This is a genomic window from Anaerosporobacter sp., assembly GCF_031551385.1.
Classification (GTDB): Bacteria; Bacillota; Clostridia; order Lachnospirales; family Lachnospiraceae; genus Anaerosporobacter.
Map to the genome: position 1 here is coordinate 1 of NZ_JAVBNS010000247.1, position 14,640 is coordinate 14,640.

At 34.6% G+C, this 14,640-nt stretch carries 11 protein-coding genes, 1 other RNA gene and 1 pseudogene; 11 read left to right on the forward strand and 2 right to left on the reverse strand.

Going from position 1 to position 14,640, the window contains the following annotated elements:
* From feoB to RMR19_RS18560, 8 genes are all read left to right on the forward strand, one after another.
* A partial coding sequence (gene feoB, locus RMR19_RS18525) for a ferrous iron transport protein B (protein WP_310604986.1) occupies positions 1 to 1,416 on the forward strand: 1,416 nt, incomplete at its 5' end.
* Positions 1,417 to 1,445: 29 nt separating this feature from the next.
* Complete coding sequence (locus RMR19_RS18530) at positions 1,446 to 1,589, forward strand: FeoB-associated Cys-rich membrane protein (RefSeq protein WP_310604987.1); 144 nt, start codon at positions 1,446 to 1,448, stop codon at positions 1,587 to 1,589.
* Between the two features lie 258 nt (positions 1,590 to 1,847).
* Positions 1,848 to 2,879: a deoxyguanosinetriphosphate triphosphohydrolase gene (locus RMR19_RS18535; RefSeq protein ID WP_310604996.1), complete on the forward strand. Its 1,032-nt coding sequence runs from the start codon at positions 1,848 to 1,850 to the stop codon at positions 2,877 to 2,879.
* Positions 2,880 to 2,900: 21 nt separating this feature from the next.
* Positions 2,901 to 4,673, forward strand: a complete 1,773-nt coding sequence (gene dnaG / locus RMR19_RS18540; protein ID WP_310604988.1) for a DNA primase — start codon at positions 2,901 to 2,903, stop codon at positions 4,671 to 4,673.
* A gap of 32 nt (positions 4,674 to 4,705) precedes the next feature.
* A complete protein-coding gene (gene rpoD / locus RMR19_RS18545; protein WP_310604989.1) occupies positions 4,706 to 5,827 on the forward strand; it encodes an RNA polymerase sigma factor RpoD in 1,122 nt (373 codons plus the stop codon).
* Positions 5,828 to 6,075: 248 nt separating this feature from the next.
* Entirely contained in the window at positions 6,076 to 6,777 is a 702-nt protein-coding gene (locus RMR19_RS18550; RefSeq protein ID WP_310604990.1) for a tRNA (adenine(22)-N(1))-methyltransferase, read from the forward strand.
* Positions 6,767 to 7,540, forward strand: a complete 774-nt coding sequence (locus RMR19_RS18555) for a Nif3-like dinuclear metal center hexameric protein (RefSeq protein WP_310604991.1) — start codon at positions 6,767 to 6,769, stop codon at positions 7,538 to 7,540. The genes RMR19_RS18550 and RMR19_RS18555 overlap by 11 nt, the downstream gene beginning before the upstream one ends.
* 12 nt (positions 7,541 to 7,552) lie before the next feature.
* Positions 7,553 to 9,214 (forward strand): nucleoside kinase, encoded by a 1,662-nt coding sequence (locus RMR19_RS18560; protein WP_310604992.1) that lies wholly within the window; start codon positions 7,553 to 7,555, stop codon positions 9,212 to 9,214.
* Positions 9,215 to 9,272: 58 nt separating this feature from the next.
* Here RMR19_RS18560 and rnpB read toward each other — a convergent pair.
* Positions 9,273 to 9,621: RNase P RNA component class A (gene rnpB / locus RMR19_RS18565), an RNA gene on the reverse strand.
* Positions 9,622 to 9,878: 257 nt separating this feature from the next.
* Between rnpB and RMR19_RS18570 the strand changes: the two genes are divergently transcribed.
* Complete coding sequence (locus tag RMR19_RS18570; protein ID WP_310604993.1) at positions 9,879 to 10,625, forward strand: hypothetical protein; 747 nt, start codon at positions 9,879 to 9,881, stop codon at positions 10,623 to 10,625.
* A gap of 65 nt (positions 10,626 to 10,690) precedes the next feature.
* Here the strand turns inward: RMR19_RS18570 and fliK are convergent, their stop codons facing one another.
* Positions 10,691 to 12,580 (reverse strand): flagellar hook-length control protein FliK, encoded by a 1,890-nt coding sequence (fliK, locus tag RMR19_RS18575; RefSeq protein ID WP_310604994.1) that lies wholly within the window; start codon positions 12,578 to 12,580, stop codon positions 10,691 to 10,693.
* Positions 12,581 to 13,429: 849 nt separating this feature from the next.
* On the opposite strand from fliK, the pseudogene RMR19_RS18580 reads away from it, so the two are divergent.
* Both RMR19_RS18580 and RMR19_RS18585 read left to right on the forward strand, forming a co-directional pair.
* Positions 13,430 to 14,087 (forward strand): annotated as a pseudogene (locus RMR19_RS18580) (IS607 family transposase).
* On the forward strand, positions 14,017 to 14,640 hold a 624-nt coding region (locus RMR19_RS18585; protein ID WP_310604995.1), incomplete at its 3' end, for an RNA-guided endonuclease InsQ/TnpB family protein. The pseudogene RMR19_RS18580 and the gene RMR19_RS18585, both read left to right, overlap by 71 nt.

Genomic DNA, 14,640 nt, shown 5'->3' on the forward strand with positions numbered 1-14,640 from the left:
CATGATTATGATTCTAACATTCAAAATTCAAGATGGTATGCAATTAAGATTCTTGAACAAGATCAAGAGATTTGTAAGCAAATAGATATTGATTTCTCTGACATTGTTACAAGAAGTTATGAATCGGATATTATTAATCAAAAGTATGATTTTATAGAGGAAGTTATAGAAGAAGTAGTAGTTAATAAAGAGGCGAAAGCGGCAAAGACAGATAAAGTAGATAATCTTCTTACACATAGATATCTTGGATTACCAATTTTCCTTGGAATTATGGCATTCGTTTTCATTCTGACATTCTCTGTAGGGGATTGGCTGAAAGGCTATTTTGAAATTGGAATAACGAATTTTTCAGATGGTGTTTTAGCGGTATTGCAGAAATTTAATACGAATGAGATGGTCATATCATTAGTAGTAGATGGTATTATTGCAGGAGTTGGAGGAATACTAACATTTTTACCGAATATATTTATACTATTTCTTGCACTTGCATTTTTAGAGGATAGTGGGTATATGGCAAGGGTTGCTTATATTATGGACGGTATTATGGGACGTATCGGACTTTCTGGTCGTGCATTTATACCAATGTTACTAGGCTTTGGATGTAGTGTTCCAGCGGTAATGGCAACTCGTGCGTTGGAAGACACAACAGATAGAAGAAAGACAATACTTGTCACACCATTTATGTCATGTAGTGCAAGACTTCCTGTATATGTGTTGTTCTCCGATTTGTTTTTTGGAAAATATGCAGTTATAGCAGCATTTTCTATGTATGTAATTGGTCTTGTTATTGCAATTTTAATTGCATTTGTAATGACGAAATTACAGAAAAAGAAAGAAATGAGTCCATTACTAATTGAGTTACCAGAGTATAAAACACCTAATTTTCATACGATTCTAATCTATGTATGGGATAAGGTGAAAGACTATTTAACAAAGGCAGGAACAACGATTTTTGTTGCATCTATTATTATTTGGTTTGTACTTAATGTTGGTCCACATGGTTTTGTAACGGATATTACAGAGAGTTTTGGAGCAGGATTTGGTAAGTTCTTAATGCCTGTACTTGTACCGGCAGGTCTTGGATTATGGCAAATTGCGTTAGCATTAATCTCTGGATTAGCAGCAAAAGAAGTTGTAGTATCGAGTATAGGAGTTATATTCGGAATCGGTAATATTGTTTCACCGACTGGTAAGAGTGCATTATTAGATGTGTTGAGTGGATATAATTTTACAGCAGTGAATGCGTATGCATTGATGATATTTGTTTTACTATATACACCATGTCTTGCTACAATAGCAACAATGAAACGTGAGATGAAATCAGCAAAATGGACAGCATTTGCGGTGGTATTCCAAATAGTAGTAGCATGGACAGTCTCAACGGTATTTTTCCAAATTGCTAGTTTGATTTTTTAGGGTTTTGTATTAAAGAAAGAAGGGGTACGATGGCTTCGATTATTATAATAGCAGTAGTTGCATTATATGCAGCAGTAGTTATACGCAAAAAGGTAAAAGACATGAAGGCAGGGAAATTCTGCAATTGTGGTTGCTCTGATTGCCCTTCTGCAAATAAGTGCCATGAAAAGTAAATAATACAGAAACAAACAGGTAGAATAGCGAGTATATTCTACCTGTTTTTCTATAAAAAAGTGTAAAATTTGAAAGAACTCTTTAAAATTAAATGAATATTTAGTATAATATAGGTATTTAACAAGATACAAAAATTAAGATTCTATTAGGAAGAAGAATATACATAGTAATAGACAGATTCCATACTTTTGCTAAGGGGGTTTTGTTAAATGGATAAAAATCTAAGTTTAGTGGAACAATTAAGAAAAGCAGAAGTTATGTTAGAGAGTGAGAGAGGATTAAATCTACGTCAAAAGCAAGAGCAAAGAGAACATCAAGATTTAAGTCCATTTGCTTCCTTTAGTGATGAGTCATGTGGACGTGATATGGAGGAAACACCTTGTGATTTAAGAACGATTTATCAAAGGGATCGAGATCGTATTTTACATTGCAAAGCATTTCGTAGATTGAAACATAAAACGCAGGTCTTCCTTGAACCAGAAGGGGATCACTATCGAACACGACTAACACATACTCTTGAAGTAGCACAGAATGCTCGTACAATAGCAAGGGCATTGCGTTTGAACGAAGATTTAACGGAAGCAATCGCACTTGGACATGACCTTGGACACACTCCGTTTGGACATTCTGGAGAAAGAGCACTAGATGAGGAATGTAAAGAAGGATTTGAACATCATATTCAAAGCATTCGTGTAGTTGAACTTCTTGAAAAACATGGAAAAGGGTTGAACTTGACAAAAGAAGTGAGAGATGGGATATTAAACCATCAAACAAGTGGAAAACCATCTACATTAGAAGGTAAGATTGTACGTTTGTCAGATAAGATTGCTTATATCAATCATGATATTGATGACGCAATTCGTGGAAAGATAATTACAGAAGAGGGAATACCAAGTATCTACACAGATGTATTAGGGCATAGTGCGAGAGAACGTCTGAATACGCTTATACACGATATCGTGATTAATAGTGAAGGAAAGAATGATATTATAATGTCGCCAAAGGTTGAGGAAGCGATGCTATCATTAAGAAAATATATGTTCAAAAGTGTATATACGAATAAAGTGGCAAAAAGTCAAGAAAAGAAAGCGGAGAACTTGATAAAGCAATTGTTTCGGTATTATATTGCACATATCAATGAATTGCCAGAAGAGTATATTAAGATGATGGAAGAAACGCAGGAAACAGAGGAACAAGTTGTTTGTGATTACATAGCAGGAATGACGGATCGTTATGCAATAAGTAAATTTAGAGAATTGATGATTCCACGTTCGTGGGAGATTTATTAGCTTGGAAAGGAAAGGCATCTAATGTATTACCCAGAGGATTTAGTTGAAGAGATAAGACAAAGGAATGACATAGTAGATGTTATTTCCGAGCACGTAAAGTTAAAACGTACAGGGAATAGTCATGCGGGACTATGTCCATTCCATAATGAGAAATCACCTTCTTTTAATGTGAGTGGTTCAAAGCAGATGTATCATTGCTTTGGTTGTGGTGTTGGAGGAAATGTTTTTACATTTGTTATGGAATATGAGAACTTCTCTTTTGTGGAAGCTCTCAAATATCTAGCAGAGAGAGTGAATATAGCATTACCGGAACAAGAATATAGTGAGGAAGCGAAGAAAAGGTCTGATTTAAAAGGACAATTGTTAGAGATTAATCGACAAGCAGCGAAGTATTTCTTCTATCAGTTGAAGTCAGAACGGGGTACAGCAGCATATGAATATTTGTCTAATCGTGAACTTACGGATGAAACAATTACTAAGTTTGGACTAGGCTATTCTAATAAATATAGTGATGATTTGTATCAGTATCTAAAGCAGTCTGGATACAGTGATGAGATATTAAAGCAGTCAGGGCTAGTATCAATTGATGAAGCAAAGGGTGCATATGATAAGTTTTGGAACCGAGTAATGTATCCGATTATGGATGTGAACAACCGAGTGATTGGATTTGGTGGCCGTGTTCTTGGAAAAGGAGAACCGAAATATCTGAATTCACCGGAAACATTATTGTTTGATAAGAGTAGGAATTTGTATGGTCTGAATGTAGCGAGAACATCTAGAAAACACAATATGTTGATTTGTGAAGGTTATATGGATGTGATTGCCCTGCATCAAGCAGGATTTACGAATGCAGTTGCTTCACTTGGTACAGCATTTACAGGGTTACAGGCAGGACTATTAAAGAGATATACGAATGAGGTTCTGTTAACATATGATAGTGATGGTGCAGGTACGAAAGCAGCGTTACGAGCAATCCCAATATTAAAGGAAGCTGGGCTTAGTACAAAAGTTATTGATATGAAGCCTTATAAAGATCCAGATGAGTTTATCAAGGCATTAGGCGCAGAGGAATTCCAAAAGAGAATCGATGATGCTCAGAATAGTTTTTACTTTGAGGTAAAAGTACTTGAAGGCGAGTACGAATTAAATGATCCAGAGCAAAAAACGAAATTCTTTAATGAGGTTGCTAAGAAGTTATTAGTATTTACAGAAGAGATTGAACGAAATAATTATATTGAAGCGATGGATCGAATATACAATATGGGGTTTGATAATTTACGTAAATTGGTAAATCACTATGGAGCTACAATCATTCCTTCGCAAACCATTGTTAATAAAGTTCAAAAGAGAAGTAATAAGATAGTTACAGCAGAGGAAAGCATGAGACAAGCTAGTAAATTATTATTAACATGGCTCATAGAAGATACAAGATTATTTGGAAAATTAAATGGAATAATCACAGAGAAGGACTTTGATGGTGAATTGTATCAAACGGTTGCTAAGATGCTGTTTGGGCAGTATACGGAGCAAGGACAAGTTATACCAGCAAAGATTATAAATCAATTCGAGAGTAAGGAAGAACAAAATGAAGTGGCATCTTTATTCAGTACGACATTCCAAGAAGAGATGACGATACTAGAGAAAGAAAAAGCACTTAATGATTTAGTTTACCGTATTAAAAAATATAGTTTAGATATAAGAAGCAGAAATGTTACAGATATTGGTCAGATGCAAAGTTTAATTAAGGAACAAGCGAGTTTACAAAAATTGCATATTTCTCTTGCGGATGGTTAAAATATTAGTAATGTAGGAAGAGGTGGACTATAATGGACGAAAATATAGCAAAGTTTACGGAGAAATTAAAAGAACTCCTTGAATATGCCAAAAATAAAAAAAATGTACTTGAATATCAAGAAATTAATGAGTTCTTTGCAGATTTGAATATTGGTGAAGAGAGAATTGAAAAAGTTTGTGCATATCTCGATAAAAATGGGGTTGACGTACTACGAATTACAACGGATGAGGAAGAGGAGGATATTCTACCAGAGGATATGCTTCTTGAGGAAGATGAAGAAATTGAAGATCTTGAAAAAATTGATCTTTCCGTTCCAGAAGGTATAAGTGTAGAAGATCCAGTTCGTATGTATCTTAAAGAAATCGGTAAGGTATCACTGCTTAGTGGAGATGAAGAAATTGAGCTTGCTAGAAGGATGGAAGAAGGAGATGAAGCTGCAAGGAAACGTCTTGCAGAGGCGAATCTTCGTCTTGTAGTTAGTATTGCAAAGCGTTATGTAGGGCGAGGAATGCAATTTCTGGATTTAATTCAAGAAGGAAACTTAGGACTTATTAAGGCGGTTGAAAAATTTGATTATACAAAAGGCTACAAATTTAGTACGTATGCAACTTGGTGGATTCGTCAAGCAATAACAAGAGCGATTGCAGATCAAGCTAGAACGATTCGTATTCCCGTTCATATGGTTGAGACGATTAATAAGTTAATTAGAGTACAACGTCAATTGCTTCAAGAATTAGGTAGAGAGCCACAGCCAGAAGAGATAGCGAAAGAAATGAACTTGCCAGTAGAGAGGGTTCGTGAGATACAGAAGATTTCTCAAGAACCTGTGTCTTTAGAAACTCCAATTGGAGAAGAAGAAGATAGTCATCTTGGAGATTTTATCCAAGATGATAATATGCCAGTTCCTGCAGAGGCAGCAGCATTTACGTTGTTAAAAGAACAGCTTGTTGAGGTGCTTAGTACGTTAACGGAAAGAGAACAAAAAGTATTACGCCTACGCTTTGGTTTGGATGATGGAAGAGCTAGAACGCTTGAAGAGGTTGGTAAGGAATTTAATGTAACAAGAGAACGAATAAGACAAATTGAAGCAAAGGCTTTAAGAAAACTTCGCCATCCAAGTAGAAGTCGAAAATTAAAAGATTATTTAGAATAAAATCTATATGGAATGCAAAACCTAAGAGAGTAAAAGGCTTATCTCTTAGGTTTTTGTATGATAAAGGGCGAAGAAAAAAGATTTATTTAATAAACTATATACATACAAGTTTGCAAATAACTGAAATTTGTTGTACGATAGATAGCGAAAACAAAATATATAGTAATTTAGCACAAATTGTTGTGAAATTAATAGCAATTTTTTTTGAAAAGTGTTATACTAATGGTAAATAAATGAAGAGGTACAAAATGCAAATATCAAAAAGACTTGGAGCAGCAGTTGCACTTGTAAGTAAGAAAAGTCGTGTAGCGGATATTGGTTGTGATCATGCATATACATCTATATATCTTGTTGAGAATGGGATTGCTTCAAAGGTGATTGCTTGTGATATTAATAAAGGGCCATTACAACGAGCAAAAGAGAACATAGCTCGTTTTGGATATAGCGCAACTATTGAGACAAGATTGTCAGATGGTGCGAAAGAGATAAAGCCTGGTGAAGTGGATACATTGCTAATATCAGGAATGGGTGGTGCATTAGTCGTTAAAATTTTATCAGATAGCAAGGAAGTAGTTGATACTTGCTCTGAACTAATACTACAACCACAATCAGAGATTTTTCTAGTAAGAAGATATCTTCATGAGATAGGATATCAAATCGTAGAAGAAGATATGCTTATCGATGAAGGAAAATATTATGTGATGATGCGAGCGATAAAAGCAGAAAATAGACAAGAATATTCGGAAGAAGCATATTATCAATATGGGGCTAAATTATTAGAGAATAAGAATGAGATTCTACATCAATTCTTGAATAAGGAAAAAGCAACATATGAAGGAATACGAGATTCGTTATGTGATGTGCAAACAGAGCAAGCAAAAAAACGTAAAAGTGAAGTTAAACAGCAATTAGAATATATAACAGAAGGATTACGACATTATGAAATGTAAAGAACTGATAAAACGCTTAGAGACAATTGCCCCTATTCGATATGCAGAGAAATGGGATAATGTGGGGTTAATTGTAGGTGATGAAGAACAGGAAGTACACAAAATTATCATTGCATTAGATCCTTCGACAGAAGTAATTGAACAAGCGATTGAACAACAGTGTGATATGATTATTACCCACCATCCACTTATTTTTTCGCCTATGAAGAAAATTACGAATAATGATTTCATCGGTAAACGCATTTTACGTATGATGAATCATTCTATAGCATATTATGCTATGCATACGAATATGGATATTTCTATAATGGCTGATGAATCAGCTAAGATGATAGGAATAAAAGATATGATACCACTAGAAGTATTAGATGCATCGACTCTAGAGAATGGAATTGGACGTTTTGGAAGATTAGCAAAGACAATGACGTTATTAGAGTTAGCAGAAGAGGTGAAGAAACAATTTCATCTTGAGGATGTTCGAGTAGTTGGCGATCTGTCCAAAGAAATTAGAATGGTTGCAATCTCAACAGGATCAGGGGAAGATTATGTTGGGAATGCTATAGAGATGAATGCAGATGTTCTTATAACAGGTGATATAAGACATCATAAAGCGCTTGATGCGCTTGAAAGAAATCTTACTATTATTGATGCAGGACACTATGGAACGGAACGTTTTATGGTAGAATGGCTAGCGGATAATCTCGGAATCAATGATATTACGGTTATGGTAGCGAATGAGCAATCACCTTTCAAAATTGTTTAGAGGAGATGAGATATGGGTATTAAATTAAACATCAATGGAGAGACTAAAGTTTATGAAGAGAATACTAGTTTATTAGAGATAAGCAAGGACTATCAAAAAGACTATCCAGACGATATCATTCTTGCCTTTAAGGATAACAAACTTGAGGAGTTATTCAAAACTGTTACAAAGGAATGTGAAATAAGATTTGTAACAACAAAGGAATCTGCAGGGCAGAAAACATATAGAAGAGGTATGACACTTGTTCTTTTAAAAGCAATTCATGATGAAATTGGAAATCAAAATGTTGAAAAAGTATTAGTGGAATATTCAATTGGAGCTGGATATTACTGTGAAGTTAAGTCAAACGCTATATTAGATGATGCGTTAGTTGAAAAAATTGAATCTCGTATGAGAAAGATTGTAGAAGATGACATTCCATTTCAAAAGAGAACAATTAACACAGATGAGGCAATTGATTTATTCAAAGATTATCGCATGTATGATAAAGAAAAATTGTTTCGTTATCGTCGAGTTTCTAAAGCGAATATCTATAAACTGGGTGGATTCGAAGATTATTTCTATGGCTATATGCCACCAAGAACTGGTATGCTCAAACACTTTAAGCTATACAAGTATGAAGATGGCTTAATTATGCAACTACCAACTATAGAAGATACAAAAGTTGTACCACCATTTGAACCAAGACCAAAGTTATTCAAAGTACTAAAAGAATCAAACTCATGGGGCAATACAATGCAGATTGAAACTGTTGGTGCACTGAATGATGTGATTTGTAAAGGAGGGATTAATGACTTAATTCTTGTCCAAGAAGCATTTCAAGAGAAGAAAATTGGAGAAATTGCAGAAAGAATCATAGCTAATAAAGCAAATAAGTTTATTATGATTGCTGGTCCATCGTCATCAGGTAAGACAACATTCTCGCATAGATTATCAATTCAGTTGCGTACACATGGCTTAAATCCATTGCCAATTGCGTTAGATAATTACTTTGTAGAGCGTGATAAAACACCTTTAGATGCAGATGGAAACCCGAACTTTGAATGTTTAGAAGCAATTGATGTGGAGCAATTCAACAAGGATATGACAGCATTACTAAATGGTGAACAAGTTAAACTGCCAACATTCAACTTTAAGACAGGAAAGCGTGAATATAGAAGTGCTTATCAAGAACTTGGTAAGAACGATATATTAGTGATTGAAGGTATTCACGGTCTAAATGATAAGTTATCCTATTCTCTTCCAAAAGAGAGTAAATTTAAAATTTACATCAGTGCTTTAACACAGCTCAACGTTGATGAGCATAATCGCATCTCAACAACAGATGGCAGATTGATACGTAGGATGGTAAGAGATGCAAGAACTAGGGGAAAGTCTGCACAAGGTACAATAGCTATGTGGCCATCCGTTCGTAGAGGAGAGGAAGAGAATATCTTCCCATTCCAAGAAGAAGCAGATGTTATGTTCAATTCAGCATTAATCTATGAATTAGCCATTTTGAAATTGTTTGCTGAGCCAATTCTATTTGGAATTGATCGAGACTGCCCTGAATATGTGGAAGCAAAACGTCTATTAAAATTCCTAGACTATTTCATTGGTGTTAGTCCAGAAGAAGTACCATACAATTCAATACTTCGTGAGTTTGTTGGAAGAAGTTACTTTAAGGTAGATTAAAAAGAAAGACACAAAAAAAGTAACTGTTCAAACCGTTACGGAATGAGCAATTACTATTGATGTGAGCAACACTGTAAGCCGAGTTCTGTATTAGATGATTATCTATCTAGACTCACTGTCGCCAGTAAGCTCAAGCGACCAACCCGAAAGCACAGCGGGCAACTGTATTGCTTTCCATTCGGTCTTGCTTCGAGTGGGGTTTACATAGCCATCCTTGTTACCAAGAATGCGGTAGTCTCTTACACTGCCTTTCCATCCTTACCAAACGAGTTTGGCGGTATATCTCTGTTGCACTAGCCTTGGAGTCACCTCCACCAGACGTTATCTGGCACCCTGCCCTATGAAGCCCGGACTTTCCTCACCTAAGACCTTTCGGTGCTAATAGGCGCAATCATCTGTGCTACTCACAAGGATATATTTTATCATGAATTAAACTAGTTGTAAATTAAAAAAATGATTTTAGTCTCAAAAGGAGCAAAAAAATCGCTTGTACTAAAATTTATACATTGAAATGCAAATTTTTAACATTTTATTAGGGGATTGGACATATATTTATAAGCGAGGGTGATATTGGGTTATTAGTAATTAATACATTCTATCCAAAATAGTATACAGGAAAATGTTATTATGAATGGGACCATGTGGGGACAAAGGAGGAGAAACTATGAATTTATTACAAACACCTTTAACATTGCTAGAAATTGAGCAACTACTTGAGAAAGAACTTAGAGATGAAACCAAGGGGTATCGAATCATTGGGGATTTAGAACTTACGTATGAGGAATATTGTTTTCTGGAGTTAAAAGCAAAAGGGCTTAAACGATATGGAAACGACTTAACTATAATGGAGAAATACAGATTTGTTGTTTTAGTTTCGTGGGTATTTTCAATGCGTTATGGCAACCTTGACAAAGTAAATTGTGGTATGATAAATGACAAAATTAATAAGTTACCACAACATATTATGAGAAAAACAATTCATGTTGTTGCACAAACGTTTGAAGATTACGGAATTAACACATATGGGTTGGATATTTATTCAACAGAAGGGTTATTTGCATTAATTGGTATTCATGCGGGAATTCCACATAAAGCGTATGATCGCTTGTTTGGCATATTAGATGATTCTTTAAATTATAAGGATATGAATCGTTTTGAAGGACAATTGATGACAAAATTAGAACCTAGAATGACTGTAATATATGAGTACATGGATGAAGATACGAAAAGAAAGTTATTCCATGAGACGAGAGACATTTTCATTGACTGCAGAGTGAACAATCTTTCAATTGAAGAATTAAAAGAGAAGTATATTTATGCTGCAAATAGCATATTAGAGGCTTGTGCTCGCTGGTGTGAAGAGATGGAATATTATCAAGATCAAAATGAAATGCAGCTTTTGTATAAATAAGTGTCATAACAAAATAAAAATAGGCTCTCTGTCAAGTGTAATACTGGGCAGAGAGCCTGTTTTTGTTATGCACGAATGTCAAAAGAGTATCGTTTCAAAGATGTTGTTGGCTGGTCTTTTTCTATGATATCTTTAACAATATCAATCTCTTTTTCACGTTCAATAAATTCTGTTTGAAGCAGATATCCGCTACGAGTTAAAGTTTCCTCTAGCAAATCAATATTATTTTTTAAAAGGTTAGTCGAGAATTCATCAGACATATAGAATTTGGCTTGAATATTACTACGAGATAAATTAATGTGGATATCGGTAGGGCCTAGATATTCCATATCAAGATGTAGTAAAACGCTTACATTGTCTGGCTTCTCGCGTAAGTTTTTCTTCTTCGTGTATACATATAAATCGCTATGAACAAATTGTTCTTTTAGCTTAATGGGTAGCTGCACATAAGGGAAAAGTTGATTTAATACTTTCATAAATTCAAGGTTTTCTTGAAAATTCTGAGAAGTCTCACTTAATCCGGTGAATGCTTCCTTCAAGCCAGTATTTTGTAAGAAGTTATTTAAATCATTAATTTGATTATATGTTGTATCATAATAGTCTTTTACTTTATTATCTGCAATATCATTCGTTGTTAATGACATAGTGTTTCGAATATGCTCTTTTAATACCCACTGGAATGACTGTGTGGAGTATAGTGTTTTGGCATCTAACGAATTAGTCTCTTGTAACGAATCTTTAATAACATGTAGTAATTTGTTCGTTCCGATTTGCCCACTTATGATATCGTCATGAATCTCTTGTGACAGAGGGAAGTTTGATAGTGCTATCGATAATGTTTGACGATTTTGTAGACTAAGGAATGTTGATAATTCATTGTTACTAAACTGTTGATTGGTAAACTGCTCAAGAATATGTCGTATTGTTGGATTCTGAAAAGCATCGGTTAAAGCTGTGTTTGCACTATCAAGAGATTCCTCTGAATTCAAAAGGGCACTTTGTGCTTCTAGCTCCTTCTGTTCAGCCATAGTAATGCTATCTTGAATACAAGTTACAACATTACGCAAAGAAGCAGTATGGTTAAGAATAGATTCTGTTAACGAATCGGTTAATGCAAATGGTTTTAGTATATCTAACAGTGTAGAAATCTCCGTGTTCGAATTAATAACAGAGGCTAATGATGTTTCGGTAGTGGCATTACTATCTTTTAAGAAGATATCCATAAGTCCGTCGTTAATAGCAAGAAAGTTTTTTGAAGTTGTAAATGTACTGATCTTGTCTAAAAGTGTTGGAATCTCATCGGCTATTTTTCCGATTTCTTTGCTTAATCGATGTTCTTGATTTCGATAATTTTCAAATTGTGTTGATATCTCATCTGTAATAGGCATATTATGTTTTGTCATAAGCACAAGAGTACTTATGGAAGCATTCTTGTTTAGTAAAGATTGCTGAAAGATTTTTTGAATTGTTTGTTTATCAATAGACATTTGGTTATTCAATAACTCTAGTACAATTGTTTGATTTCGTTCACTTTTTTGCAAGCCAGCTTCTTCAAGTGCTTTATTGATTGTGGCTAATCTAGCCTGCGATGGTCTTGCTGATATTGCACGAAGAGCAATGCCATCCTCCGTTTCAACTGCTTTGAATGTCGCTGATTGACCAATTGAAAGTTCGGGGTCTCCTTGGAGAGGATACGTAATAGTTTCTCCTAAATCAACTTTAATGGATACCATATTGTTTCGAATATCGGTAACTTCTCCTCGTACAATTTGACCTTTATCTATCAAAATCTGTCCTGTTGCGGAATAACTTAGATTACTATTTACCGTATTTGTTGAACTTGCTCCTGCTGTTGCCTGAAATGAAGATGTTTGTCCAGAGGCTGGACGTTTCTTTGGTGTTAAATTGCTTGGGTTTGCACCAACATTTCCTATTGCATTATTCACTAAACTCATTTAGTTGTTGCTCCTTTCAAGCATGTGGTTGAGGTACTTGTGTAGTATAAGTTTTTAAATGCAAAACTTTGTTACATTTTCATAGCTTCTTTGCTACTGTACGATAACACGAAACACGCTCCACATCTAAGTACTTCTAAGTGTGTGCACATAGGTATTGGAAGGTGTACGGAAACACCTTCGATTCGGCATCCTGCCTCAGCTCAGGCTGGCTCGGCGTCCATGCCTCGCCTTCCTGGGTTATTAATTACACACTAAGAAGTACTATAGATGCTTCGCTATCGTTTCTTAAGAGTGTTCTTTACTCTTTGTTATCGTACAGTAACAAAGAAGCACGCAGGGGTAACTAAGTTTTGCATATTAATGTTGTTGATACACAAGTATTTATAAGTAAAATTATTAAGAAGCTTTTGATTCTCGAATCTTGGTAGGTGATTGCAAAACTTAATTTGTGTTTTGGTTTCAATATTGAGAGTTTCGCAAGCTAGTAATAGAATTTTGATTAAAGTTGCAAAACAAATTCTTTCTTGTAATATATATCGGACTATATACCTAGTTATTTTAGTATACATTATATATTGCGCCTGGACAAGTGGAAGTATGCGAGTGAAACTACGTGGTGTAAACTTGCTGTTACTGTGAATAACACAAATTTGTTGCCGAGGAAACAAGTTTGTGCTACACTGATTTTATAAAGAGAGTTTCGAAGAGCTCTATGAGTTACGTGTGAACAGTAATGTGTATGACGAAAGGAGGAATGTTAAGTAATTAAAAATATAGGTATATGCTTGAATGTGATATAATGTGTTTGTAAAACATACTAGGAAGACTATTATGAACACATCAAATATCACAAATTACAAACCAAAAGATTTTGCGGAACTGGTAGGTGTATCCGTAAAAACATTGCAGCGTTGGGATAGAGAGGGAATACTAAAAGCAAATCGTACTCCAACTGATAGTCGATATTATACGTATGACCAATATTTACAATTTAAAGGAAAACAAACAGAGAAAGATATAAGAGATACGGTTATATATGCAAGGGTATCTACGAAAAATCAAAAAGATGATTTACAGAATCAAGTTGAATTTTTGAAGCAGTTTTGTAATGCCAGAGGTATGATAGTAAATCAATGTATTGAGGAATTTAGTAGTGGGTTAAATTATAATCGAAAAAAAATGGAATCAACTTCTCGAAGAAGTAATGGAACAAAAAATTAAAGTAATCATTATATCAAGTAAAGATAGATTTATACGCTTTGGGTATGATTGGTTTGAAAAATTCTGTATGAAATTTAATACTTCTATCGTGATAGTAAATAATGAAACATTTTTACCAAAGGAAGAAATGGTTCAAGACATTGTATCAATTCTGCAAGTATTTAGTAGTAGAGTAAATGGTCTAAGGAAATATCAAACGCAGATAAAAGGGGATGTTGAAATTGCTAAGGAGTTACAAGACGGAAATAAAACCAACAGAGGAACAGATACAAACAATAAATAGAACCTTTGGAGTTTGTAGATTTGTATATAATTTCTATCTTGCTCATAACAAAGAAGTGTATGAGAAAGAGAAACAGTTTGTATCCGGTATTGATTTTTCAAAATGGCTAAACAATAGTTATATCAAAGAAAATCCGGAATATCTCTGGATTAAAGAAGTGAGCAGTAAATCCGTAAAACAAAGTATTATGAACGCCGAGAAAGCATTTAAGCAATTTTTCAAAGGACAATCAGGATTTCCTAAGTTTAAAAAGAAGGGGAAATCGGATGTAAAAATGTATTTTGTAAAAACAGATGCAAAAGCGATTATTCTATGCGAGAGACATCGAATTAAAGTTCCTACTCTTGGCTGGGTGAGATTAAAAGAAAAGAATTACATACCGACAGATTCTACTACTCATATCATAAAAAGCGGAACCGTTTCTTGTAAAGCAGGAAGATATTATATATCCGTACTAGTAGAGGAACAAGAATCGGAAAAACCAGTATTAAGTAATGTTGGAATAGGAATTGACTTGGGTATAAAAGAGTTTGCTATTGTGAGCAATGGCATG

What these genes read in the sequence shown, in the direction of transcription:
- RMR19_RS18560 (WP_310604992.1), top strand. Translation starts at nt 7,553, where the DNA reads ATGGGTATTAAATTAAACATCAATGGAGAGACTAAAGTTTATGAAGAG.
- RMR19_RS18555 (WP_310604991.1), top strand. Translation starts at nt 6,767, where the DNA reads ATGAAATGTAAAGAACTGATAAAACGCTTAGAGACAATTGCCCCTATT.
- RMR19_RS18570 (WP_310604993.1), top strand. Translation starts at nt 9,879, where the DNA reads ATGAATTTATTACAAACACCTTTAACATTGCTAGAAATTGAGCAACTA.
- RMR19_RS18530 (WP_310604987.1), top strand. Translation starts at nt 1,446, where the DNA reads ATGGCTTCGATTATTATAATAGCAGTAGTTGCATTATATGCAGCAGTA.
- fliK (WP_310604994.1), bottom strand. Translation starts at nt 12,580, where the DNA reads ATGAGTTTAGTGAATAATGCAATAGGAAATGTTGGTGCAAACCCAAGC.
- RMR19_RS18550 (WP_310604990.1), top strand. Translation starts at nt 6,076, where the DNA reads ATGCAAATATCAAAAAGACTTGGAGCAGCAGTTGCACTTGTAAGTAAG.
- dnaG (WP_310604988.1), top strand. Translation starts at nt 2,901, where the DNA reads ATGTATTACCCAGAGGATTTAGTTGAAGAGATAAGACAAAGGAATGAC.
- rpoD (WP_310604989.1), top strand. Translation starts at nt 4,706, where the DNA reads ATGGACGAAAATATAGCAAAGTTTACGGAGAAATTAAAAGAACTCCTT.
- RMR19_RS18535 (WP_310604996.1), top strand. Translation starts at nt 1,848, where the DNA reads ATGTTAGAGAGTGAGAGAGGATTAAATCTACGTCAAAAGCAAGAGCAA.